The sequence below is a fragment of the Noviherbaspirillum sp. genome (genome assembly GCF_035654295.1).
In the GTDB taxonomy this organism is placed as follows: domain Bacteria; phylum Pseudomonadota; class Gammaproteobacteria; order Burkholderiales; family Burkholderiaceae_D; genus Noviherbaspirillum.
Window position 1 is genome coordinate 1 of sequence record NZ_DASRXF010000007.1, and the last position, 24,453, is coordinate 24,453.

23 protein-coding genes and 1 other RNA gene are annotated in these 24,453 nt (G+C 63.3%); 9 read left to right on the forward strand and 15 right to left on the reverse strand.

Features of this window, described 5'->3' with window-relative positions; genetic code table 11:
- Positions 1-617, reverse strand: a 617-nt coding sequence (rpiA, locus tag VFF99_RS00580) for a ribose-5-phosphate isomerase RpiA (RefSeq protein ID WP_325014004.1), incomplete at its 3' end; no start/stop codon positions are given.
- A 155-nt stretch (positions 618-772) separates the two neighbouring features.
- Here rpiA and VFF99_RS00585 point away from each other — a divergent pair.
- From VFF99_RS00585 to VFF99_RS00595, 3 genes are read left to right on the forward strand one after another with little or no spacing between them, the layout of a single operon-like run.
- The gene (locus tag VFF99_RS00585; protein ID WP_325014006.1) at positions 773-1,135 is read left to right on the forward strand and encodes a response regulator; all 363 of its coding nucleotides are present in this window, start codon (positions 773-775) and stop codon (positions 1,133-1,135) included.
- The gene (locus tag VFF99_RS00590; RefSeq protein WP_325014008.1) at positions 1,135-1,749 is read left to right on the forward strand and encodes a chemotaxis protein CheX; all 615 of its coding nucleotides are present in this window, start codon (positions 1,135-1,137) and stop codon (positions 1,747-1,749) included. Before VFF99_RS00585 ends, VFF99_RS00590 begins: the two co-directional genes overlap by 1 nt.
- Before the next feature lie 2 nt (positions 1,750-1,751).
- Complete coding sequence (locus tag VFF99_RS00595; protein WP_325014010.1) at positions 1,752-2,714, forward strand: diguanylate cyclase; 963 nt, start codon at positions 1,752-1,754, stop codon at positions 2,712-2,714.
- Here the strand turns inward: VFF99_RS00595 and VFF99_RS00600 are convergent, their stop codons facing one another.
- Both VFF99_RS00600 and edd read right to left on the reverse strand, forming a co-directional pair.
- Positions 2,715-3,341: a bifunctional 4-hydroxy-2-oxoglutarate aldolase/2-dehydro-3-deoxy-phosphogluconate aldolase gene (locus tag VFF99_RS00600; RefSeq protein ID WP_325014012.1), complete on the reverse strand. Its 627-nt coding sequence runs from the start codon at positions 3,339-3,341 to the stop codon at positions 2,715-2,717. It lies immediately after the preceding gene.
- Positions 3,342-3,355: 14 nt separating this feature from the next.
- Positions 3,356-5,269 (reverse strand): phosphogluconate dehydratase, encoded by a 1,914-nt coding sequence (edd, locus tag VFF99_RS00605; RefSeq protein WP_325014013.1) that lies wholly within the window; start codon positions 5,267-5,269, stop codon positions 3,356-3,358.
- Positions 5,270-5,529: 260 nt separating this feature from the next.
- Between edd and pgi the strand changes: the two genes are divergently transcribed.
- From pgi to tal, 4 genes are all read left to right on the forward strand, one after another.
- Positions 5,530-7,179, forward strand: a complete 1,650-nt coding sequence (gene pgi / locus VFF99_RS00610) for a glucose-6-phosphate isomerase (RefSeq protein WP_325014015.1) — start codon at positions 5,530-5,532, stop codon at positions 7,177-7,179.
- 131 nt (positions 7,180-7,310) lie between these two features.
- Positions 7,311-8,792 carry a glucose-6-phosphate dehydrogenase gene (gene zwf, locus VFF99_RS00615; RefSeq protein ID WP_325014017.1) on the forward strand — a complete coding sequence of 494 codons (1,482 nt, stop codon included), beginning with the start codon at positions 7,311-7,313 and terminating at the stop codon, positions 8,790-8,792.
- Positions 8,793-8,825: 33 nt separating this feature from the next.
- Positions 8,826-9,695, forward strand: a complete 870-nt coding sequence (locus VFF99_RS00620) for an SIS domain-containing protein (protein WP_325014019.1) — start codon at positions 8,826-8,828, stop codon at positions 9,693-9,695.
- An 80-nt stretch (positions 9,696-9,775) separates the two neighbouring features.
- Complete coding sequence (gene tal, locus VFF99_RS00625; RefSeq protein ID WP_325014021.1) at positions 9,776-10,711, forward strand: transaldolase; 936 nt, start codon at positions 9,776-9,778, stop codon at positions 10,709-10,711.
- Here the strand turns inward: tal and VFF99_RS00630 are convergent.
- Both VFF99_RS00630 and VFF99_RS00635 read right to left on the reverse strand, forming a co-directional pair.
- Positions 10,708-11,337, reverse strand: a complete 630-nt coding sequence (locus VFF99_RS00630) for an FMN-binding negative transcriptional regulator (protein WP_325014023.1) — start codon at positions 11,335-11,337, stop codon at positions 10,708-10,710. The genes tal and VFF99_RS00630 overlap by 4 nt on opposite strands.
- A gap of 10 nt (positions 11,338-11,347) precedes the next feature.
- Complete coding sequence (locus tag VFF99_RS00635; protein ID WP_325014025.1) at positions 11,348-11,812, reverse strand: OsmC family protein; 465 nt, start codon at positions 11,810-11,812, stop codon at positions 11,348-11,350.
- Positions 11,813-11,917: 105 nt separating this feature from the next.
- Between VFF99_RS00635 and VFF99_RS00640 the strand changes: the two genes are divergently transcribed.
- Positions 11,918-13,396, forward strand: a complete 1,479-nt coding sequence (locus VFF99_RS00640; RefSeq protein WP_325014027.1) for a PLP-dependent aminotransferase family protein — start codon at positions 11,918-11,920, stop codon at positions 13,394-13,396.
- 110 nt (positions 13,397-13,506) lie between these two features.
- Here VFF99_RS00640 and VFF99_RS00645 read toward each other — a convergent pair whose 3' ends face one another.
- From VFF99_RS00645 to ubiD, 6 genes are all read right to left on the reverse strand, one after another.
- Positions 13,507-14,751 carry a CaiB/BaiF CoA-transferase family protein gene (locus VFF99_RS00645; protein ID WP_325014028.1) on the reverse strand — a complete coding sequence of 415 codons (1,245 nt, stop codon included), beginning with the start codon at positions 14,749-14,751 and terminating at the stop codon, positions 13,507-13,509.
- Between the two features lie 17 nt (positions 14,752-14,768).
- Complete coding sequence (recR, locus tag VFF99_RS00650) at positions 14,769-15,365, reverse strand: recombination mediator RecR (RefSeq protein WP_325014030.1); 597 nt, start codon at positions 15,363-15,365, stop codon at positions 14,769-14,771.
- Between the two features lie 6 nt (positions 15,366-15,371).
- Complete coding sequence (locus VFF99_RS00655; protein WP_325014032.1) at positions 15,372-15,698, reverse strand: YbaB/EbfC family nucleoid-associated protein; 327 nt, start codon at positions 15,696-15,698, stop codon at positions 15,372-15,374.
- Between the two features lie 14 nt (positions 15,699-15,712).
- A complete protein-coding gene (dnaX, locus tag VFF99_RS00660; protein WP_325014034.1) occupies positions 15,713-17,668 on the reverse strand; it encodes a DNA polymerase III subunit gamma/tau in 1,956 nt (651 codons plus the stop codon).
- A 151-nt stretch (positions 17,669-17,819) separates the two neighbouring features.
- Positions 17,820-17,918, reverse strand: an RNA gene (gene ffs, locus VFF99_RS00665) — signal recognition particle sRNA small type.
- Positions 17,919-17,987: 69 nt separating this feature from the next.
- Positions 17,988-19,472: a 4-hydroxy-3-polyprenylbenzoate decarboxylase gene (gene ubiD, locus VFF99_RS00670; RefSeq protein ID WP_325014036.1), complete on the reverse strand. Its 1,485-nt coding sequence runs from the start codon at positions 19,470-19,472 to the stop codon at positions 17,988-17,990.
- A gap of 486 nt (positions 19,473-19,958) precedes the next feature.
- Here ubiD and VFF99_RS00675 point away from each other — a divergent pair, with 486 nt between their 5' ends.
- Complete coding sequence (locus VFF99_RS00675; protein WP_325014037.1) at positions 19,959-20,903, forward strand: lytic transglycosylase domain-containing protein; 945 nt, start codon at positions 19,959-19,961, stop codon at positions 20,901-20,903.
- A gap of 224 nt (positions 20,904-21,127) precedes the next feature.
- Here VFF99_RS00675 and VFF99_RS00680 read toward each other — a convergent pair whose 3' ends face one another.
- The 4 genes from VFF99_RS00680 to ribBA form a co-directional block, all read right to left on the reverse strand.
- On the reverse strand, positions 21,128-22,330 hold the full coding sequence (locus tag VFF99_RS00680) for a pyridoxal phosphate-dependent aminotransferase (RefSeq protein ID WP_414691485.1): 1,203 nt from the start codon (positions 22,328-22,330) through the stop codon (positions 21,128-21,130).
- Between the two features lie 28 nt (positions 22,331-22,358).
- Entirely contained in the window at positions 22,359-22,838 is a 480-nt protein-coding gene (gene nusB, locus VFF99_RS00685) for a transcription antitermination factor NusB (protein WP_325014041.1), read from the reverse strand.
- 3 nt (positions 22,839-22,841) lie between these two features.
- Positions 22,842-23,327: a 6,7-dimethyl-8-ribityllumazine synthase gene (gene ribH / locus VFF99_RS00690; protein WP_324902260.1), complete on the reverse strand. Its 486-nt coding sequence runs from the start codon at positions 23,325-23,327 to the stop codon at positions 22,842-22,844.
- Between the two features lie 132 nt (positions 23,328-23,459).
- Positions 23,460-24,453 (reverse strand): bifunctional 3,4-dihydroxy-2-butanone-4-phosphate synthase/GTP cyclohydrolase II (ribBA, locus tag VFF99_RS00695; RefSeq protein ID WP_325014043.1); only part of this gene is annotated, 994 nt, incomplete at its 5' end.

Here is a 24,453-nt window from a genome sequence, read left to right on the forward strand (position 1 = left end):
CCGCGCTGCGCGAACAGGCCGACGGTCACGACGCCCGGGATGTTGTTGATCTGCGCTTCCAGTCCTGCGGGGTCGGCAATCTTCAGCCCGGCCACGTCGAGGATCATGCAGCCGTTGTCGGTCAGGAGCGGCTGGCCGTCCTTCATGCGCAGGCGCGGCTCGCCGCCGAGCGTCTTCAGCTTGCGCGCCACGGCAGCCTGCGCCATCGGGATCACTTCCACCGGCAGCGGGAAGGCACCCATCACGTCCACCAGCTTGGAGCCGTCCGCGATGCATACGAACTTCGCTGCCACCGAGGCGACGATCTTTTCGCGCGTCAGTGCGGCGCCGCCGCCCTTGATCATCGCGCCCTTCGGTTCAATTTCGTCGGCGCCGTCGATGTAGACGGACATGGCGTCGACCTCGTTCAGATCGAACACCGTGATGCCGTGCGACTTCAGGCGAGCCGCGGTGGCCTCGGACGACGCGACCGCACCCTTGATGCGGTCCTTGATCTTGCCGAGTTCATCGATGAAGAAATTCGCGGTGGAACCAGTGCCGACGCCGATGATCTCGCCGCTGGGCACGTATTCGATGGCGGCGCGGGCCACCGCCTGTTTCATTTCGTCTTGGGTCATGGTGCGTTGCAGTGAAAATGGAAGCGGGTATTTTAAGCGCAGAGCTGTCTCCAAACCGGATTTTTTCTCGGCTGTAACGCTCGTGGGCAAGCGTTGGGATGGTAGACTTACCAGAAAGCATTATTTTGCTTTAACACATTCCAAGCGATGCAAAAATGACAACCGTACTCGTTGTAGACGACAGCAGGGTATCCCGTTTGCTGTCGAAGCAGTACATCCTCCATCGGCACCCCGACTGGACGATCGCCGAGGCTGCCAGCGGCGAAGAAGCGATCGACAAGCTGCAAACCGTCACTCCCGACCTCGTCCTGCTCGACCTGAACATGCCCGGCATGGGCGGCCTGGCGGCAGTGGACAAGATCCAGGCCAAATGCCCGTCGGCGCACATCACGCTGCTGACGGCCAATGTGCAGGACGCCACGCGCGAAAAGGCAAACGCGCTAGGCATCGGATTCGCCGAGAAGCCGATCACTGAAGCCTGCATCGACCGCATCATTGCCGTCTTCGAAAACCAGTAATGTTCCAGCTCACCGAACTTCAGCACGACGCCCTGGTTGAGATCTTCAACCTCGGCGTCGGCCGTGCGGCAGCGGCAATGAGCCGCATCGTGGGAGAAGAGGTCACCATGTCGGTGCCGATGATCACCTTCCAGAGCCGTGCTGAAGTCGCGAAGACGCTGGGCAGCAACGAAGGCCGCCGCATCTCGGCGGTGGCGCAGCATTTCGACGGTGCGTTCAGTACCGAAGCCTTCCTGATGTTCCCGGAAGACAAAAGCCTGGAGATCGTCCGCCTCATGGTCGGCCAGACGATGACCGTGGAAGAGCTCAGCGAGATGGAACAGGAGGCGATGAGCGAGATCGGTAACATCATCCTGAATTCCTGCATGGGCGCGTTTGCCAATGCGGCGGGGAAGGAATTGCGCGGTTCGCTGCCGACCTACCTGGCCGGCACCGGCGACGTCATCCTCGGCGTCTCCGGCAAGGAATGGGACGGCGTGGTGCTGACGCTGAAGATCGACTTCAACATCGAACGCCACCACATCTACGGTTATGTCGCCTTCCTGCTCGACATGCCGGCGCTGCAGGACCTGCAGCGCCAGATCGACGATTACCTCGCCAAGCTGATGGGATAGCCATGCAGCTGCGCTTGCTACAGGGTGTACTGGAGGCCGTGCGGGCCGGCATCATCGTCGTCGATGCCGAGCAGCGCATCGTGATCTGGAACCAGTGGATGGAGCAACATTCGCAGCTGCCCGCCGCGGACATCCAGGGCAAGACCTTCGGCGAAGTGTTTCCCGACATGGTCGACGGGCGTACCCACATCGCCATCCGCGCGGCCCTCGAAAACAATTTTGCATCCCTGCTGTCGCAGACGCTCAACAAGGCGCCCTTCCCGCTGTATGCCAATGCGGTCGACGCCATCAGCGGCACCCGCATGCAACAGGCGGTGCATGTGATGCCGCTCGAGATCGACGGCCTTGCGCGGCACTGCGTGGTGCAGATCACCGACGTCAGCCTCGCGGTATCGCGCGAACGCAAGCTGCGCGAGCTGGCCAGCGAACTGGAATCGCAGACCCTGGTCGACGGCCTGACGGGCATTGCCAACCGCCGCCGCTTCGACCTGCATCTCGACGATGAATTCCGCCGCGCCAAGCGCAATGCGTCGCCGCTGTCCCTGATCATGATCGATGTCGATTACTTCAAGGACTACAACGACAACTACGGCCACCAGCGTGGTGACCAGTGTCTGGTGCAGATCGCCGCCACGCTCGGCAGTGTGCTGAACCGCTCGCGCGACCTCGTGGCGCGCTACGGCGGCGAGGAATTCACGGTCATCCTGCCCGATACGAATGAAGACGGGGCGATGCAGATCGCCGAGACCATGCGCGCCGAAATCGAAGGCCTGCAGATCGAGCACGGGTATTCCGGGGTCGGCAAGGTCGTCACCGTCAGCCTCGGTGTCAGCACGCTCGTGCCGGAGCACCTGTCGAAGACAGGCGCCCTCATCCATGCCGCGGACCGTGCCTTGTACCAGGCCAAGCGCTCCGGGCGCAATTGCGTCGTGATGTATACCGACGCCAGGAAAAAGGCGGAGTAGTTACACCGGCCGCAAGGCGCTGGCCGCACGCGCCAGCTCGGTAATCGCCTTCCAGTCGCCCGATTGCATCGCATTCTTCGGCGTCAGCCAGGAACCTCCGACGCAGGCCACATTCTTGCAGGCGATGAACTGCGCCGCATTTTCCTGTGAAATCCCGCCGGTCGGGCAGAAGGTCACATCCGGCAGCGGGCCAGCAATTGCGTTGAGCATGCCGATGCCGCCGGCCGGCACCGCGGGAAACAGCTTCAGCTGGCGAAAGCCGGCCTCGCGCGCCAGCATGACTTCCGAGGGCGTCATCACGCCGGGCAGCAAGGGCAGTCCCGACTGCTTCGCCGCCTCGATGAGGCCGGGCGTCAGGCCGGGGGAAACACCGAACACGGCGCCGGCATCGCGCGCGGCCGCCAGCTCGTCCGGTTGCGTCAGTGTGCCCACGCCGACGATCGCGTCCGGCACTTCCCTCGCAATGGCCCCGATCGCGGGAAGTCCGTGCTCGGTGCGCAGTGTGACTTCCAGCACGCGGATGCCGCCAGCCACCAGCGCCTGCGCGAGTGGCACGGCATGTTCCGGATTGTCGATGGCAATCACCGGGATGACCGGCGACGCACGCATGATCTCGATCAGTGTCATATCTTTCTCCCTTGTCAGCGGCGCGTGACGAGCGAATCCTCGTCCGAGAAGGATTGTTCTTCGGGCACAGCCAGCGGATTGTCCTGCTCTTCCGGCAGGTGCAGCGGCGGCGGCAGTTCGAAGGTGGCGCCGCCCTCTTCCGCGGCGCTCACCGTCTTGCGGAACACGGCAAACAGTTCGCGTCCCATGCCCACATGGCTCGCAGACAAATCCGCTGCTTCGATGCCGCGCGCATTCCATTCCGCGTCCGCCACCAGCGCTTTCAATTCGCCGCTGTTCGCATCGAGCCGGATCAGGTCGCCATCGCGCACGCGTCCCAGCGGACCGCCGGCCAGCACTTCGGGCGACACATGGATTGCCGCCGGCACCTTGCCCGAGGCGCCGGACATGCGCCCATCCGTCACCAGCGCCACGCGCCGTCCGGCATCCTGCAGACTGGCCAGCGCCGGCGTCAACGCATGCAGTTCGGGCATGCCGTTGGCACGCGGCCCCTGATAACGCACGACGGCCACGAAATCGCAATCCAGCTTGCCCGCCTTGTAGGCGTGCATGAAATCTTCCTGCGAATTGAAGACGATGGCCGGCGCCTCCACCACGCGGTGCTGGGGCTTGACCGCGGACACCTTGACGACGGCGCGTCCCAGGTTCCCCGTCAACAGGCGCAGCCCGCCGTCGCGCGAGAACGGCTCGCTTGCCGGGCGCAGCACATCGAGGTCGCCGCTGGCAAGCGCGGCCTCGCGCCACACCACTTCCTCGCCCTGCAGGAACGGCTCGGCACAGTGCGTGCGCAGACCCTTTCCCATCACCGTGGTAACGTCCTCGTGCAGCAGGCCGGCATCGAGCAGTTCGCGGATCACGAAACCGGTGCCGCCGGCCGCGTGAAAGTGGTTCACGTCGGCTTCGCCATTGGGATAAATGCGCGCGAGCAGCGGAACGACGGCCGACAAGGCATCGAAATCATTCCAGTCGATCACGATGCCGGCCGCCCTCGCCATCGCGACGAGGTGCAGCGTGTGGTTGGTCGATCCGCCGGTCGCGAGCAGGGCAACGATGGCATTGACGATGGACTTTTCGTCGACCACATGGCCGACCGGGATGTATTCCTTGCCCTGGGCGCTGATCTCGACCGCGCGCCGCGCCCCGGCAGCAGTCAGCGCATCGCGCAGCGGCGTATTGGGCGTAACGAATGCCGTCGCCGGCATATGGAGCCCCATCACTTCCATCAGCATCTGGTTGCTGTTGGCCGTGCCGTAGAAGGTGCAGGTGCCGGCGCCGTGATACGACTGGGATTCGGACTCCAGCAGTGCCTCGCGTCCGACCTTGCCCTGCGCATACAACTGGCGAACCTTGGCCTTTTCCGAGTTGGAGATGCCGGTCGTCATCGGGCCGGCTGGCAGGAACACCGCCGGCAGATGGCCGAAATGCAGCGCGCCGATCAGGAGGCCGGGCACGATCTTGTCGCAGACGCCGAGGTAAACCGCCGCGTCGAACATGTTGTGCGAGAGCGCCACCGCGGTTGCCATGGCGATGGTGTCGCGCGAAAACAGGGACAATTCCATGCCCGGCTGCCCCTGCGTGACGCCGTCGCACATCGCCGGCACGCCGCCGGCGAACTGCGCCACGCCACCCGCCGCGCGCACCGCTTCCTTGATGATGTGCGGGAAGCGCTCCAGCGGCTGGTGCGCGGACAGCATGTCGTTGTAGGCCGAAACGATGGCAACCGAAGGTGCCTTCTGCTCCTTGAGGCGCAGCTTGTCGTTGGCCGGGAAGGCTGCGAAGCCGTGCGCCAAGTTGGTACAAGCCAGCGCGCCCCGCTGCACGCCTTTCAGGCGCGCCGCATCGAGTCGGGCAAGGTAGGCGGAACGGTAGGGAAGGCTGCGCTTGACGATGCGGCCGGTGGTGGAAGCCAATACAGGGTGAAGAGACATGATGCAATCCTTGACTATCTTTCCGTAATTTTACTACATATTCGAAGCAGACACAGGACTACCCACGCCCTCTCATGGCCGCAGGACCCAGGCCTCGATCCATGAAAGCCGCGTCTATACTGAGACGAGAAGCGCCCTGATGAGATTTCGCAAGAAAAATTCACGCCGTCCAAATAGCTGTAGTGAATTTACCGAAAGATGTTGTATAGTTGAACACAGACGGTTTACACACATCGACTTCCACCGGAACACCCAAGCCTATGTCACATTCGAACCTGACCGATGCACCCGCCTTCCAGGCATTGTCGACGCATTTTGCCGAAGCGAAGGAATGGCAGATGCGCAGTCTCTTTTCCCGCAGCCCGGACCGGTTCTCTCGCTTCTCGACCGAAGCCGCCGGCCTCCTGCTCGACTATTCGAAGAACCGGCTCGATGAAAAGACCATGAGCCTGCTCCTCCAGCTCGCGCGGGAACGCAGCCTGGAACAGAAACGCGCGGCAATGTTTTCCGGCGAAAAGATCAATACGACCGAGGACCGCGCCGTCCTGCACACTGCACTGCGGCTGCCGCGCACCGCCTCGCTCGTGGTGGATGGACAGGACGTCGTGAGAGAGGTTCATGAGGTGCTCGACCACGTCCGGGCGTTCAGCGAACGCATCCGCTCCGGCCAGTGGACGGGCTGCAACGGGCAGCCGATCACCGACATCGTCAACATCGGCATCGGCGGCTCGGACCTCGGCCCGGAAATGACCTGCCGCGCGCTGCGGCCTTTCGTCCATCCCCGGCTTTCCCTGCATTTCGTCTCCAACGTGGACGGCCACGACCTCGACGCCGTGCTTGCGAAAGTCCGGCCGGAGACGACGCTGTTCATTATCGCGTCGAAAACATTTACCACGCGCGAGACCATGCTCAATGCGCAGTCCGCGCGCAGCTGGTTCCTGCGCCATCACGGCGAATCCGACCTGCCCCGCCATTTCGTCGCGGTATCGACCAACACCGAGGCGGGGCGCGCCTTCGGCATCGATCCGGAAAACATGTTCCCGTTCTGGGACTGGGTCGGCGGGCGCTATTCCGTCTGGTCGGCCATCGGCTTGCCGCTGGCGCTGGCCATCGGCTTCGAGGCCTTTTCGGAATTCCTCGCCGGCGGGCATGCGATGGACGTGCATTTCCAGACCGCGCCCCTGGAGCAGAACTTGCCCGTCATCCTCGGCATGGTAGGCGTCTGGTATCGCAATTTCTTCGGCAGCGGCTCGATCTCGATCGCGCCCTACCACCAGGACCTGAGCCAGTTTCCCGCCTACCTGCAGCAGCTGGAAATGGAGAGCAACGGCAAGCGCGTCACATCGGAGGGTGCGCCGGTGACGGCGGCCACCTGTCCCATCGTCTGGGGTGATGTGGGCACCAACGGGCAGCATGCCTATTTCCAGCTCTTGCACCAGGGTACGGACCTCATGCCGGTCGATTTCATTGCAGCCCTGAAACCGGCGCACGGGCTGGAAGGACATCACATGGTCCTGCTCGCCAATTGTTTTGCCCAGTCGGAAGCCTTCATGCGCGGCAAGACCGAGGAGGAAGTCCGCAGCGAGATGCAGGCGCAACAGGTCCCGGAAGACAAGATCCGCTCCCTGCTGCCGCACCGCGTCTTCCCGGGGAACCGGCCGAGCAATACCATCCTGATGGACAAGCTCGCTCCCGCCACGCTGGGCGCGCTGATCGCCCTCTACGAACACAAGGTATTCGTGCAGGGCGCGGTGTGGGGCATCAACTGCTTCGACCAGTGGGGCGTGGAACTCGGCAAGGTGCTGGCGAAGAATATCGAATCGGAACTCGCCGGAGAGGTGCGCACGGATACGCACGACGCGTCGACCAACGGATTGATTGCGCGTGCGAGAATCGCCCTTTCCGAATAGTCGAATAATTTCTCCCGCACGGACGAACACGGAACCGGCTTTTTCATCGAAAATTGGTTCGCACGCTGCGCCTCAACTGCAGGCGCATGCAACAGCTGTCATTTGTTTTTCAAAGCAACCCTCAAGTCATCATGGCTCTTTCCGATTTCGACCTGGTCCTGTTCGGCGGCGGCGGCGACCTTGCAATGCGCAAACTGTTGCCGGCACTGTACAACCGCGAGCGTGCCAAGGACATCCCGCCCACGGCCCGCATCATTTGCGTCGGCCGCCATGAATGGACCCGGGAGAGCTTTCTCGAGGAAGTGAACCGCAGCAGCAAGCCCCATACGGCGTCGGGCTCGCCCGATCCGGCCGTGTGGGACGCCTTCTGCCGGCGCATCGACTATGTCGCGCTCGATGCCACGGATGCCGCGACGTATCCGCTGCTGGTCAAGTCGATGCGCGATTCGTCGCCCGGACATGCCATCACGCGCGTGTTCTACCTGGCGACGCCGCCCAGCCTGTTCGCGAAAATCTGCCATAACCTCGCCGAGTGCGGGCTGGCGACGCCGGAGTCCCGGGTCGTGCTGGAAAAGCCGCTGGGACGCGACCTTGCCAGCGCAAAGCAGATCAACGCCGAAGTCGGACGCGTGTTCTCCGAATCGCAAATCTTCCGCATCGACCACTACCTCGGCAAGGAAACGGTGCAGAACCTGCTCGCCCTGCGCTTCGGCAATGTGCTGTTCGAGCCCCTGTGGCGCCGCGAGTGGATTTCGGATGTGCAGATCACCATTGCGGAAGAGCTCGGCGTCGCCAACCGCATGGATTATTACGAGACGGCCGGCGCCCTGCGCGACATGCTGCAGAACCACCTCCTGCAGCTGCTGTGCATCGTGGCGATGGAACCGCCGGTGTCGGCCACGCCCGATGCGGTGCGCGACGAAAAGCTCAAGGTGCTGCGCTCGCTGAAGCGCTTCACGCCGCACACGATTGCGCAGAACGTGGTGCGTGGCCAGTACCGCTCCGGCCATGTGCAAGGCGTGCCGGTGCCCGGCTACCGCAAGGAGCCGGATGCGAATACGCAGTCGCGCACCGAGACCTATGTCGCGCTCAAGGCCGAGATCGACACCTGGCGCTGGGCCGGCGTGCCCTTCTACCTGCGCACCGGCAAGCGCATGGCCGACCAGCTGGCGGAAATCGTGGTGCGCTTCAAGACCATTCCGCATTCCATCTTCGCCCAGCCCAACCGCAGTTTCCAGGCCAACAGCCTGATCATCCGCCTGCAGCCGGACGAAGGCCTGCAGATGAACCTGATGGCCAAGACGCCGGGCGACGGCATGCGCCTGCGTCCGGTCGAGCTGGAGCTCGACTTCCGCGAGACCTTCAAGATGCCGCGCATGGATGCCTACGAGCGCCTGCTGCTCGACGTGCTGCGCGGCCAGCTCACCCTGTTCATGCGCAGCGACGAACTGGAAGCGGCGTGGGAATGGGTCGAGCCCATCCTCGACTTCTGGGAACAGGAAGGCGACGAGCCCATGCCCTATACGGCGGGTACATGGGGCCCGGCCGCCGCCAGCGCGTTGATCGGGCGCGACGGATTACAATGGCGGGAAGAAGCGCTGCCGGAAGAATGAACCGGGCGGCACCGACCATTTTAATGACACCCTATGCTGCTCGACTCGATCAAGACCCAGCTTGACGCACTCTCCAAGTCGGAAAAGAAGGTGGCGATGGCCGTCCTGAAAAATCCGGACCTGGCCGTTTCCGGCAACATCACCGCGCTGGCGAAGAACGCGCAGGTATCGGAACCGACAGTCGTGCGCTTCTGCCGCGCGCTGGGCTACGACGGCTGGCACGAGTTCAAGCTCAAACTGGCGCAGACGCTGGCATTGGCCCTGCCCCAGGCCGACGAGTTGCCGCTGCAGGACGACCTCGCCTCGGACCTCGTCAGCAAGATCTGCAGCCGCTCGATCAACACGCTGCTCGATCTGCGCAACAACCTGCAAACATCGGCCATTGAAAAGGCGTTGGAGGTGCTGGCACGCGCCACGAAGATTGAGTTCTGGGGCCAGGGAACGTCCGGCATCGTGGCGGCGGATGCGCAGCACAAATTCTTCCGCTCGGGCGTGCACACGGTCGCCTATGCCGATCCGCACATCCATGCCATATCGGCAGCGCTGCTGACCAAGGGCGACGTTGTCGTGGCCATTTCCCAGCGCGGCAACAGCACAGCGCTGCTGCACAGCGTGCAGCTCGCGCGCAAGGTCGGTGCCGATGTCATTGCGCTCACGCCGAGCGGAACACCGCTTGCCGAAGAGGCAAGCGTGCTGGTGCCGATCGACCTGAGTTTCAACATCGACCCGTACACGCCGATCTCCGCCCGGCTCGCCCATCTTGTCGTGATTGACATCCTTGCCGTCGGCCTCGCCCTCAAGCGCGGGCCGGAATTCCGCAAGAAGATGCAAAACGCGCAAAAGGCCTTGCAAAAGCTCGACATGCAATTCGATTCATTCCTGCGCCATCCGCCCAAACTGTAAGCTGTTTCCCCTGATCCAGATCTAACTTGCCGCCGGCGATGGGGGTATCATTGGCGTTTTTTTCCGCCGGATCTGCCGTCATGAACCAGCTCGAACAACTCAAGCAGCACACCACCATCGTCGCCGACACCGGCGATTTCCAGGCGATGAAGGCATTCGCGCCGCGCGATGCCACCACCAACCCGTCCTTGATCCTGAAGGCCGTCCAGAAGGATGAGTACAAGCCGCTGCTGGAAAAGGCGGTGCGCGACAACGTGCGCCTGCCCACAGGCGACGTCATCGACCGCCTGCTCATCGCGTTCGGCCTGGAGATCCTGAAGCTGATCCCCGGCCGCGTATCGACCGAGACCGATGCCCGCCTGTCCTTCGACACCCAAGGCACAATCGACAAGGGCCGCGCGCTGATCGCCCTCTACGAAGCCGCAGGCATTCCGCGCGATCGCATCCTGATCAAGATTGCATCGACCTGGGAAGGCATCCAGGCCGCGCAGGTGCTGGAGAAGGAAGGCATCCGCTGCAACATGACCCTGCTGTTCGCACTGCCGCAGGCGATCGCTTGCGCCGACGCGCAAGTGCAGCTGATCTCGCCCTTCGTCGGCCGCATCTACGACTGGTACAAGAAGTCCACCGGCCAGGAATACACCGGCGCGGACGATCCGGGCGTGCAATCCGTGAAGCGCATCTACAACTACTACCGCAAGTTCGGCTACAAGACCGAAGTGATGGGTGCGAGCTTCCGCAACACTTCGCAGATCGTCGAGCTTGCCGGTTGCGACCTGCTGACCATCAGCCCCGAGCTGCTGCAGAAGCTGGCCGAAAGCGAAGCGCCGGTGGCGCGCAAGCTCAGCGTCGACGAGGCGCAGGCATCCGACCTGAAGAAGCTGACGCTCGATGAAAAGACCTTCCGCCTGATGCTCAACGACGATGCGATGGGCACGGAAAAGCTGGCCGAAGGTATCCGCCTGTTCTGCGCGGACGCCGTAAAGCTGGAAAAGATGGTGGAAGCCCTGCGTTAATCCCTGCCGTGGCTTGCGACGGCCGCGGCCATCGCAAGCGCGGCATCCCCGCCCTGTTCGCGCAATCCGCGCACCACGCCCTCGCGGTTCGCCGCCGGCTGGTTCTGGCTCACCTTCCACTTGCCGGCGAGTTTCGTGACCGGTATCTCGATGCCGACGAGAGCTTTCAACAGTTTGTCGATGTAGTCCGCCGGCGCATCCGTGATTTTCCACGGGCGCGCCTGTCCTGTTTCATGGCGCTCGCTGAGCCGCTGGACTTGCGCGCGTATCCATTCCGCATCGTCGATCACCCGCAGCGGTCCGTAAGCGTGCGCGACCATGTAGTTGTAGGTCGGCACCGCCCGTCCATCCTCTTCCTTGGTCGGATACCACCCGGGGCTGATGTAGCTTTGCGCGCCCTGGAAGACGACGAGCGCTTCGACCTCGGGAGAGAAGTCCTTCCACAGCGGATTGGCGCGGGCGATATGCGCGCGCAGGGTGCTCTGCTCGGCATCGAACTCGAACGGGATGTGGTTTGCGTTGAGCCCGGATGCACCGAGGGTCACCAGCGTGCCGAGCGGATGTGCGCGCAGCAGTGCGTGCAGGACCTCGGGGCGCGACTCGTCGAATTGGGAAGGTATGTACATGGCCTCTCCTTCACTTCACCGGTTCGAGCACGATTTCCGACTTCAGCGAATTGGCGATGAAGCACTGCTCGTGCGAATCGTGGTGCATGCGGTCGATCTCTTCCTGCGTCGGGCGACGCTCGCCGCCGAACACGATCTGCGGGCGCAGGGTGATGCGGGTCATCGCAATTTTTCCCTCCGCATTTTTCTCCATGATGCCGGAGGCCCGGTCGGTGTAGCTGTCGATCACGAATCCGCGCTTTGCCGCAAAGTTGAGGAAGAACAGCATATGGCAGCTCGACGTCGCGGCGACGAGCGCTTCCTCGGGGTCGACATTGGCAGCGACCGACATCGGCACGGGCACCACGAACGGCGAGGAAGAGGCCGGCACCTCGGCGCCGCCGTCGAAGGTCCAGCGATGGCCGCGGCTGTAACGGTTGTCGGCGAAGGCTTGGTCGCCTCGCGTCCAGGTGATGGTGGCGTCGTAACTGTGCATGGCAATCCTCCTCGTTTCCTGCTGAAAGGCAAAGCGTAACGGAACCATTGGCCTTCTTGAAGTACCAATATATGGTATTTTTTGAATACCAATTCGGGAACAGCCATGCACCTCGCCGATTCGCTTGCCACCATCCGCCTTTCGCCCCCGTCCGGAACGCCGATGTTCCGGCAGTTGTACGAGGGCATCAAACAATCCGTCCTCGCGGGAAAGATTGCGCCGGGCGCCCAGTTGCCGCCGACGCGCGAACTGGCACGCCAGCTTGGGATTTCAAGGCAAACGGTTCTCAATGCCTATACCCATCTCATGGCCGAAGGCTACCTGTCGGGCACGGTAGGCAAAGGCACTTTCGTCTCCCATACGCTGCCGCTCGCCGGCACCGGGACCAAGGCGGCGGAGGCTCGGCCGTTGCGTCCGCTATCGGTGCGCGGCGAATGCTTCATCGGGCCGCAGGCCGTCTTGAATATCCACGAGGGTGCGCCCAAGGCCTTCCGCATCGGCATGCCCGGCCTCGATGTCTTTCCGTTCGAGGTGTGGGCACGCCTGGAAGCACGGCGCTGGCGCCGCCCGCCGCATGAACTCGGCTACAGCGACCCGATCGGGTACAAGCCCTTGCGCGAAGCCTTGAGCGCTTACCTCGGCACGGCGCGCGGGGTTCATTGCCATCCGGACCAGATCGTCATCACCTCGGGCTCGCAGCAGGCCCTGTTCCTGATCGCCACCCTGCTCCTCGCGCCCGGTGACGCGGCATGGGTCGAAGACCCGGGGTATCGCGGCATCAGCGCTTCGCTACGGGCGGCGGAGGCAAGGGTATGTCCGGTGCCGGTGGATGAGGAAGGTCTCTCGCTATCGTTCGGAAAGCAGGCGTGGCCCGATGCAAAGCTGGCCTATGTCACACCCTCGCACCAGCTGCCGCTGGGTACCACGATGAGCCTGGCACGCAGGCTCGAATTGCTCGCCTGGGCCAAGGAAAACCGGATGTGGATCGTGGAAGACGACTACGACAGCGAGTATCGCTACACCGGTCCGCCGCTGGCCTCGCTGCACAGCCAGGACAAGGCCGGCAGCGTGATTTATGTGGGTACCTTGTCCAAGATACTGTTCCCCGGCCTGCGCCTCGGTTACATCGTGCTGCCGCCGGCCCTGGTCGACGCTTTCGTGCAGGCGCGGGCCATCATGGACCGTCACGCGGCGATCGTGCCGCAGATCGTGCTGGCGGACTTCATCACGGAAGGACATTTCAGCCGCCACATCAAGCGCACGCGGGAAGCCTATGCGGAACGCCGGCTCGCCTTGCTGGAGGCCATCGGCAACGAGCTGGGAGCGCATCTCCGGCCTGGCGCGGCGGACGCCGGCCTGCAGTTGTCCACTACTTTCATTGCACGCCGCGACGACAGTGCAGCCGCGCAATTGGCGCGCGCGAACGGCATCGAGGTTCGCGCACTTTCCCAGTTTTACCTGGAGGATGGAATGCAGGCACAGGAAAAGCGCTTGTCCGGGCTGGTGCTCGGATTCGCGTCGATTCCGGTGCAGGACATCAGGCAGGCCGCGCCGGCGCTGCGCAAGGTGCTCGACGGCCGCTGAAGGAATTTACGAGAAGAAATTGCCGTTGAAGGTGAAGTAGCCGGCCAGGAACAGCGCCAGCGCGATGAGAAACTGCTTCCAGAAATTCTTGTTCATCATGTCGACGCTCCTTAAATGACCTTGTCGTTCCTCAGCTGCGCGATTTCCCCTTCGCCATAGCCGAGGCTGCGCAGGACTTCGGCATTGTGCTCCCCGAGCGCCGGCCCGAGCCATTTCGTTTCGCCGGGCGTTTCCGACAGCTTCGGGGTGATGGCGGGAAGCTTGATCGGCGTGCCATCCTTGAACGCATGCTGCTCGAACATGCTGCGCGCCAGGAATTGCGGGTCGCTCATCATGTCGCGCACCGAATAAATCTTGCCGACCGGGACGTCGGCCGCCTTGAGGATGTCCAGTGCCTCGCCAATCGTCTTCGTACTGCACCAGGATTGAATCGCGCCATCGATGTCCTCGGTGCGCGGCACCCGTCCGTCATTGCGCGCAAGCTGCGGATCGTCGGCCATGTCCTGGCGCTCGATGGCGATCATCAGGCGTTTGAAGATCGCGTCGCCGTTGCCGGCGATGACGATGTTCTCGCCATCCTTCGTCGTATAGGTATTCGAGGGCACGATGCCGGGCAAGGCGCCACCGGTGCGCGTGCGCACCACGCCGGCGTGGTCGTATTCCGGAACCAGCGATTCCATCATGTTGAACACGGCTTCATACAGGGCGACGTCAACCATCTGGCCCTGCCCCGCCACGCAGGCCTCGCCGCTCTTGCCGTTCCAGCGGCCGCCGGTGACGTCGCGGTGACGCAGCGCCATCATCGCGCCGATCACCCCGTGCAAGGCCGCCACCGAATCGCCGATCGATACGCCGATACGCACCGGCGGCCGGTCCGGATGGCCGGAGACATAGCGCATGCCGCCCATCGATTCGCCGATGGCGCCGAACCCCGGCAAGTCCTTCATCGGGCCTGTCTGACCATAGCCCGAAAGGCGCACCATGATCGTGGCTGGATTGATTTTCCTGAGATCCTCGTAGCCGATGCCCCACTTTTCCATCACGCCGGGGCGGTAGTTCTCGATGATGATGTCCGCCTCGAGCGCCAGCCGCTTCGCGATTTCCTGCCCGCGCGGGTCCTTCATGTTCAGCGTCACGCTCTTCTTGTTGCGCGACTGCACATACCACCAGAGCGATGTGCCGTCCTTGAGCACGCGCCACTGGCGGATCGGGTCGCCGCCGTCCGGCGTCTCGACCTTGATCACTTCGGCGCCGAATTCGGCCAGCATGCGCGCGCAGAACGGGCCTGCGATCAGCGTGCCGAGTTCGAGGACCTTGATACCGGCGAGCGGGCCGGACGGCTTGTGTTCGTTCATGTCGTGGAGGGGGAAATCTAGGTGGATCTGCGGTCCAGCATGGCGCGGGCGATGGTGCCCGCGTCGACGTATTCAAGTTCGCCGCCCACGGGAACGCCGCGAGCGAGACGGCTGACCTTCAAGCCGCGCGCCTTGAGCGTCTCGCTGATGTAATGCGCGGTGGCCTCGCCTTCATTGGTGAAATTGGTGGCAAGGACGACTTCGGCGACGGCGCCGTCAGTCGCCCGGGCAATCAGCTTTTCGAGATGGATGTCCCTCGGCCCGATGCCGTCCAGCGGCGACAGGCGTCCCATCAGCACGAAGTACAAGCCCTTGTAGGTCAGGGTCTGCTCGATCATCATCTGGTCGGCCGGCGTCTCCACGACACACAGCAGGCCGGCGTCGCGCTCGGGATTGAGGCAGGTTTCGCAGACCTCGTGTTCAGTGAAGGTATTGCACTTCGCACAGTGGTGGATGCGCTCCACCGCCTGCGACAGCGCGCGGCCGAGCATGGCCGCACCGTCGCGGTCATGCTGCATCAGGTGGTAGGCCATGCGCTGCGCCGACTTCGGGCCGACGCCCGGCAGGCGGCGCAATGCTTCGGTCAGGAACTCGAGACTGGAGGGAGACTTCACTGGCGATCAGAACGGCATCTTGAAGCCGGGCGGCAGCGGCAGTCCCGCCGTCATGCCGGCCATCTTTTCCTGCGAGGTCGCTTCCGCCTTGCGCACGGCGTCGTTGAACGCCGCGGCAACGAGGTCTTCCAGCATGTCCTTGTCGTCGCCCAGCAGCGAGGGATCGATGTTCACGCGCTTGACGTCGTACTTGCAGGTCATCACGACCTTCACCATGCCGGCACCGGACTGGCCTTCGACTTCGATCGATGCCAGCTGCTCCTGCATCTTCTTCATGTTGTCCTGCATTTGCTGGGCTTGCTTCATCAGCCCTGCGAGTTGGCCCTTCATCATGGTCATGCTCCTTGTCAAATGGGTTTGATCGATCCCGGCACGATGGTTGCGCCGAATTCGCGCATCATCGCCTGCACGAAGGGATCGCGCTGGAGGTTTTCCTCCGCCTGGCGCAGCCGGGCCTCGCGGTCGGCCACGGCCTGGGCATTGGCAGTCTGTTCGACGCTCCCGATCTCGGTGCTCACACGGGTGGTCTTGCCGAAACGCTCGGTCAGTGCGGTCGCCAGCTTGTCGACGGCGCCGGCGGATCGTAACGTATCGAGCGGGATGCGCAAGTGGATGGACACGGCCCCGCTGTTGTCTTCACATTGCAGCAGCTCGCTTTGCTGCGCGAGCTGCTGGACCACGCCGCGCAGGGGCAGCGACGCGGCCAGCGCGGGCCAGTCGCCGTCCCAGTTCAGTGACGGCATCGGTATCGCTGATAGCGGCTTGGCGCGCGGTGCAGGTGGCTCGGCAGGAACGGCAGGAGCGGCGGGCGCCTCTTCTTCCATCACCGCCGTATCGCCGCCAAAAGCATCGGCGGCAGGTTTCAGTTCAGTTTTTTTTTGAGCCGCTGCCGGGACAGAGTCGAACTCGCCCCACTCCGGTGCCGGCGGAGGAGGATTGTCTTCCCACGGCGGAACGGATGCCGCAACCGGCGCGGGCGCAGCCGCCTGCACAGGCGGCGACGGGGGGCGTGGGACAGGCGCAGCGGGCTGCGGCTTGCCTGCATTGCGCGCAGCTTCCAGCGCTGCACGCGCCGGGCTCATCGCTCCCGCAGGACGCGCGGGTGCAGCAGCGGTCGCGGCCGGTGCGGGCTGCGCAGCGGCTGCAGGACGGGAAACGGGTGCGGCCGGCGCCGCCTGGGCGGGGGCGCGCGCCACCGGTTTCGCTTCCGCGCCGCCAATTCCCGGGCGGAATGCCAGCATGCGCAGCAGCGTCATCGAAAAGCCGGCGTACTCATCCGGCGCAAGCCCGAGTTCGTTGCGGCCATGCACGGCAATCTGGTAGAACAGCTGGACCTCTTCCGCATCGAACAGGCCCGACAGGCGGAGGATGTCTTCGCGCTCCGGCACGTCGTCCGCCAATGCGGCAGGCACGGCCTGCGCCAGCGCGATCCGGTGCAGCAAGGTGCCCAGGTCCTGCAGTGCGGCGCTGTAGGAAAGGCTGCGCGTGGCCATTTCGTCCGCCACGGCCAGCAGGCCGGCGCCGTCCTTCGCAGCAAGTGCGTCGAGCACGCGGATCAAGTAGGACTGGTCGAGCGCGCCGAGCATGCCCTGCACGGACTCGAGCGTGACCTTGCCAGCGGCATAGGCGATGGCCTGGTCGGTCAGCGACAGCGCATCGCGCATCGAGCCGTGCGCGCCCTGTGCAAGCAGGCGCAGGGCCGGCGGATCGTAGGTAATGTTTTCCTGGCCGAGGATGTTTTCGAGATGGCCGACGATATGCCCCGGCGGCATCTGCTTGAGGTTGAACTGCAGGCAGCGCGAGAGCACGGTGACCGGAATCTTTTGCGGATCGGTGGTGGCCAGGATGAACTTCACATGCTCCGGCGGTTCCTCCAGTGTCTTGAGCATGGAGTTGAACGCATGGTTGGTCAGCATGTGGACTTCGTCGATCATGTAGACCTTGAAGCGCGCGTTCGACGGTGCGTAGATCGCCTGCTCCAGCAGCTGCGCCATTTCGTCGACGCCGCGGTTCGAGGCCGCATCCATCTCGATGTAATCGACAAAGCGACCGGCGTCGATGGCGGTACAGGCCTCGCAAGTGCCGCAGGGTTTGGCGGTGATCCCCGTCTCGCAATTGAGCGACTTGGCGAGGATGCGCGACAAGGTAGTCTTGCCGACACCGCGCGTGCCGGTGAACAGGTAGGCATGGTGCAAGCGCTGCTGCTCAAGCGCATGCGTGAGCGCCCGCACGACGTGCTCCTGCCCGACGAGCGTTTCAAAGCTCCTGGGACGATACTTTCGGGCGAGAACTTGATAAGACATGGCTGCGCTGGCTGATAAGTGTAGGTCGCATTTTACCTGACCTGCTGCAAGTTATAGCCGGGGATTGCGCGATTGAGGATGCAAGCCGTGTCCGGCACGCAAGAAGCCGGAACAAGAATGAAAAACTGGGAGATAAAGCGGAGAAAGAATAAGGGGCGAGCCTTGTCTACGGCACTTGCGGGGAGTGGCTGTGGCTGCTTCGTTCCCGACCTGACCAGGTTGACCACGCCGCAATGCGCAGGGGCCCGCCGACGAACATTCTACCAGCAATGACGTCGGCGCGCCCCGGTATTTCTCGGGTTGACCCGGGTCAATCCCGTCAGATCCCGAGTTCCTGCCAGATGTTGTCGATCCGGCTCCTCACTTCCGGCGTCATCTCGATCGTCCGCCCCCACTCGCGGCTGGTTTCGCCAGGCCATTTGTTGGTGGCATCGATGCCCATCTTGCTCCCCAGCCCGCTGACCGGCGAGGCGAAGTCGAGATAATCGATCGGCGTGTTGTCGACCAGCGTGGTATCGCGCGATGGATCGACCCGCGTCGTGATCGCCCAGATCACTTCCTTCCAGTCACGCACGTTCACATCATCGTCAACCACGACGATGAACTTCGTATACATGAACTGGCGCAGGAAGCTCCACACCCCGAACATCACGCGCTTGGCATGTCCGGCGTAGGACTTCTTCATCTGCACCACCGCCATGCGGTAGCTGCAGCCTTCGGGAGGCAGGTAGAAATCGGTGATCTCGGGGAACTGCTTTTGCAGCAGCGGAATGAACACTTCGTTCAGGGCCACGCCGAGCACCGCGGGTTCATCCGGCGGCTTGCCTGTATACGTGGAGTGGTAGATCGGGTCGCGCCGCATGGTGATGCGATCGATGGTGAACACCGGGAACCACTCCTGCTCGTTGTAATAACCGGTGTGGTCGCCATACGGCCCCTCCAGCGCGTGCTCGTAGCCGCTCGGATGGGACGCGTCCGGGTAGATATGCCCTTCCAGCACGATCTCGGCCGAGGCCGGCACGCGCAGCTCGCTGCCGATCGCCTTGACGAGATCCGTCCGGCTGCCGCGCAGCAGGCCGGCGAACTGGTATTCCGAAAGCGTATCCGGCACCGGCGTCACGGCACCGAGGATGGTTGCCGGATCGGCGCCCAGCGCCACGGCTATCGGGTACGGCTTGCCCTTGTTGACGATACCGTGCTCGCGGAAGTCGAGCGCGCCGCCCCGGTGCGCCAGCCAGCGCATGATGACCTTGTTGCGGCCGAGGACCTGCTGGCGGTAGATGCCGAGGTTCTGCCGCTTCTTGTTCGGCCCCTTGGTCACCACCAGCCCCCACGTAATCAGGGGTGCGACATCGCCCGGCCAGCAGTGCTGGATGGGCAGGCGGGCGAGGTCGACGTCATTGCCCTCCCACACCACATCCTGGCACGGCGCCGAACGATGCTCGCGCGGCGCCATGTCCCACAGCGACTTCACCATCGAGCCGAGCCCCAGGACATCCTTCAAGCCCTTCGGCGGCTCCGGCTCCTTCAGGGTCGACAGCACGTGGCCGATCTTGCGCAGCTCGCCCACGTCGTCCGCGCCCATGCCGAGCGCGACGCGGCGCGGCGTGCCGAACAGGTTGCCGAGAACGGGGATGGAATGCCCCGTGGGCTTCTCGAAAATCAGGGCCGGGCCGGCAGCACGCAGAGTGCGGTCGCAGATCTCGGTCATTTCGAGAATCGGGGAAACCGGAGCCTGGATGCGCTTTAATTCGCCCAACTGTTGCAGTTGGGAAATAAAATCCCGCAAATCGGAATATTTCATGATTTTTTACAAAGTGGCAGGGCAACTTCTGTTTTTAAAATGCAAGCCCAAGTCGTTGATTTTATTGGGTTAATGTTGCGCCGCAGCGAGATTTACAGATTTAAAAGTAATAAAGGCTTGATTCTATAGTATTGACTCGATATAAACAGCCCCCTAAAATTCGGCCAACTTGATGAGGAGGCGGGCCGGGGACGAGTGGCTGCGTATCGAGAATCCTCATCACTCACAGGGATCGGGGTCCCACATGACATTTTAAGGAGTGTTTTCACAAGGCGTCTGCCTTATCCCCGAAAAAAGTTGCTTGCCGCTGTTCCGGCCCCTCTTACCGCGCCGCCAGTCCTGAGCAAGCAATTCCGACGTCTGCCGATTGTGCCGGATTGCCCCGCGCGCGATGACAGACGATGTAACTGATTCACGGCAAACACAAGCGTCTACAAGGCTCTGTAGTGGGCTCTTCGCTTGCCGCGAGGATTCAGGGAGGTTCGAATGCTAAATCGATTCATCCGGGTGACGTCCGACTTTACCTGCAAGAAAGCCAGCCAGTCGGCAGCATGGGCCGTGGTCGCCCGTGACACCGTCAGCGGCTTCATTACCACGGCGCACCATGCGCTGATGGTGCTCGGCATTATTGCCATTGCCGCCCTCGGCATCATGTTCGTCAAACCCGAGGTTACCGATCACCTCAAGGCACTGTCGCCGTTCGCGCAGGCCGAGACAGAAGAAATGGAAGTGCCGCCGGTTGCCAGTCTGATGGACATGCCCACGCAATCCATCGTGCGCCAGGAGGCCGAAGACAAGGCCGTGGCAGCGGTGCAGACCGACGACAAGACCCAGGCCGCAAGCTCCCGCCAGCAGCAATGGGTGACGGCATGGCTTGCCAAGCGCTATCGCGTCGCCACCGATGCAACCGACATGCTGGTTTCCGCCGCCTACCTGACGGCGAAGGAAATCAAGCTCGATCCGCTGCTGATTCTCTCGGTCATGGCGATCGAATCCCGCTTCAACCCGTTCGCCGAAAGCCCGGTGGGCGCGCAGGGCCTGATGCAGGTGATGTCCAAGGTGCACCGCGACAAGTTTGAAGAACTGGGCGGCGTGAAGGCCGCGCTGAATCCGATCGCCAACATCAAGGTCGGCTCGCTGATTCTCAAGGATTACGTCACGCGCGGCGGTTCCGTGGAAGCCGGCCTGAAGTTGTACGTCGGCGCAGGCGCTTTCGAATCCGATGCCGGCTACGGCGCGAAGGTGCTGGCCGAGTACCAGCGCCTCAAGGAAGTCGCGATGGGCAAGAAGGTGCCGATCTACTCCACCTCGGCAAGCGCGGCGCCGAAAGCGCGTCCGCAGGAGCGCAAGCCCCAGACCGAGGAAGCCGCCAACGCAACCGAGTCTGACAACCAGCCGCTAGCGCAGGCCGATCACCCTTCGGCCCTGTAAGATTGATCGCCCAACAAAAAAGGAGCCGCATGGCTCCTTTTTTTATTGCTGCCTTGCCCCCAAAGATACGCCGTCGTTCCCGCGAAGGCGGGAACCCAGTATCGTCAAAAGCCGCTGGATTCCCGCCTGTGCGGGAATGACGTGGAATGGGAATGTGAGAAATTGAACGAAGGTGCCCGCAGACTGAACGCGCTTGAGCCCTTCGAGATTCTCTGGACGCCCTACTAGGGGCGCCCGGCAAAGAACCTGTCAAGCCGCCCCACGGCCTCCTGCAGGTTTTCCAGTGAGGTAGCGTAGGAAAGCCGGATGTACTGCCGCGCGGTGTACGGCCCGAAATCGAGTCCCGGCACCAGCACCACGCCCGCCTGGTTGAGCATGTCGATCGTCAGCCTGTCGGCGTCGTCGGACAAGGCGGAACAGTCGGCGTAGACATAGAACGCTCCGTCCGGCGTGACCGGAACCTGGAACCCCAGCTGCCTGAGCGCCGGCACGATGTAATCGCGCCGCCGCTTGAATTCGGCCTTGCGCTGTTCGTAAATGGCGATCGACTCCGGCGCAAAGCAGGCAACCCCCGCGTGCTGCGCGATGCTCGATGCGCAGATGAACAGGTTCTGCGCCAGCTTTTCGATCTGCGGCACGAGGTATTCGGGCACGACCAGCCAGCCGAGGCGCCAGCCGGTCATGTTGAAGTATTTGGAAAAGCTGTTGATCACCACCACGTCGTCGCCGAGCGACAAGGCGCTGAACGGCTCTTCGTCGTAGGTCAGGCCCTGGTAGATCTCGTCGACGATGGTGAAGCCGCCCTTTTCCCGCACCGTCGAGACGATCTTCGCCAGCTCGTGATGCGGAATCGAGGTCCCGGTCGGGTTGGACGGCGAGGCCAGCAGCACGCCGCGCGTCTTGTCCGTCCATTGTTCGCGGACCACGGCATCCGAGAGCTGGAAGCGTTGTTCCGGGCCGCTCGGGATCATTCTTGCCAGGCCATCGAAGGCTGCGACGAAATGCCGGTTGCACGGATACGAGGGATCGGGCATGAGCACTTCGGCGCCCTTGTCCACCAGCGCCGCGCAGGCAAGCAGCAATGCGGCGGACGCCCCGGCGGTGACGATGATGCGTGACGGCGCGATCTCCAGACCATACACGCGCCGGTAGTGCGCGGCGATCGCTTCCCGCAGCGGGGGAATGCCGACGGCGGACGTGTACTGCATCTTGCCGTCGCCCATCGCGCGCGCCGCGGCCTCGATGACAGGCGGCGCCGCCGTGAAATCGGGCTCGCCGATACCCATGTGGATGATGGAACGGCCCTGCCGTTCCAGTTCGGCCGCCATCTTCGCCAGCTCCATCACATGGAAGGGAGCAATATTGGTCAGGCGGGAAGCAAGGTTTGGGGTCATTGCAGGATATGAAGTGCAAGCGTGCGCCGGCATGCGGCGCAGCGTGGGTGCGGCACGACGCTCAGTGCTGGCCGCGCTTCTTCGCGTCTTCGACTTCGACCGTGCGCGCAGTCGTCGCAAACTTGTCGAGTACGCCGTTGACGTACTTGTGGCCATCGATCCCGCCGAAAGACTTGGTCAGCTCGACGGCTTCGTTGATCACCACCTTGTACGGGATTTCGATATGGTTGGTCAGCTCGTAGGCGCCGATCAGGAGCGCCGCATGCTCAACCGGCGACAACTGGTCGATCGGACGGTCGATCAGCGGCGACAAGCCTTCCCGCAGCGCGCCGGCCTGCTTGATCGTACCGTGCAGCAAGACGTCGAAATGCTCGGCGTCGGCCTTGTTGAAGCCGTGCGCTTCACGGATATGGGCGTCGATCGCGCCGGCATCTTCATTGTTCAGCAGCCACTGGTACAGGCCCTGCAGCGCGAATTCGCGCGCGCGGTGGCGCGGGGTGCGGTTCTTGTTCGGGTTCGCGTGGGCAGTCTTTTGCGTCATTGCTTACTCTTCCTCTGTCGCTTCTGCGAGTTCTTCCAGCGCAATGGCGAGGTTGGTCATCTCGACCGCGACACGGGCCGCGTCCGCGCCCTTCTCCGCCATGCGCGCCTCGGCCTGCTCGTCGGTATCGGTGGTCAGCACCGCGTTGGCGATAGGAATGCCGAAGTCCAGACCGACCCGGGTAATGCCGGCGCCGGACTCATTGGACACCAGCTCGAAATGGTAGGTCTCGCCGCGTATGACCGCGCCGATCGCGATCAGTGCGTCGAACTGCTGGGTCTCCGCCATTTTCTGCAGGGCAAGCGGGATTTCCAGCGCGCCGGGAACGGTCACGTGCAGGACGTCCTCGTCGGCCACGCCGAGGCGCTTGAGTTCGGCGAGGCAGGAGGACAGGAGGCCGTGGCAAACGTCTTCGTTGAAGCGTGCCTGCACGATGCCGATGCGCAGGCCTTCGCCGCTCAGATTCGTTTCGTAGGTTCCTACGGTCATGGTATTTCCTTCATGCGCGGTTGCGCTCGTTGATATTGGAAGCATGGGCCGCCTCGCCCGGCGAGGCGGCCCATGGCCATGTGATGTTCGGCGATGTCATTCGGCCGCGGCGTAGGCGCCGGCGGCCGGCGATCAATTTTCCGGCTTTGCCTGGTAGCCGGTAACCTCCAGGTCGAAACCGGTCATCGAGGGCATCTTGCGCGGGCTGGCGAGCAGCTTCATCTTGCCGACCTTGAGATCCTTCAGGATCTGGGCGCCAATGCCATAGGTGCGCAGGTCCATGCGCGTCTCGCGCGGCTGCGGACGTTCCTCCGGCTTGAGAAGCGCCTCGAACTGGGCAAACATCTGCTCGGCCGATTCCTCGCAGTTGAGCAGCACCATGACGCCGCGCTCGGCGGCCTTGATGGCGGCCATCGCGGAAGCCATGTTCCAGGAATGCGTGGTGGCCTGGGTCTCGAGCAGGTCGAGGATGGAAACGGGCTGATGCACGCGCACCAGGGTTTCCAGGTCGGGCGCGATATCGCCGTGCACCAGCGCGAGGTGGGCGCCGCCGCTCGGCTTGTCGCGGTAGGCGATGGTCTTGAACGTGCCGTGCACGGTGTGCATGGTGCGCTCGGCGACGCGCTCGACGATGCTCTCGTTCTGGCTGCGGTAGTGGATCAGGTCGGCAATGGTGCCGATCTTCAAGCCATGCTCTTTGGCGAATTCGATGAGGTCCGGCAGGCGCGCCATCGTGCCGTCGTCCTTCATGATTTCGCAGATCACCGCGGCCGGGGTCAGGCCGGCCAGCTCGGCGAAATCGCAGCCTGCTTCGGTGTGTCCGGCGCGCATCAGCACGCCGCCGCGCTGCGCCTTGAGCGGGAAGATGTGGCCGGGCTGCACAATGTCGCTCGGCTTGGCGTTCTTCGCAACCGCGACCTGGATGGTCTTGGCGCGGTCTGCAGCGGAAATGCCGGTGGTCACGCCCTCGGCTGCTTCGATGGAAACCGTGAAATTCGTCCCGTACGAGGTCCCGTTACGGGTCGTCATCATGGGCAGGTTCAGCTGGTTGCAGCGTGCCTCGGTCAGGGTCAGGCAGATCAGCCCCCGCCCGTACTTGGCCATGAAGTTGATTGCTTCCGGAGTG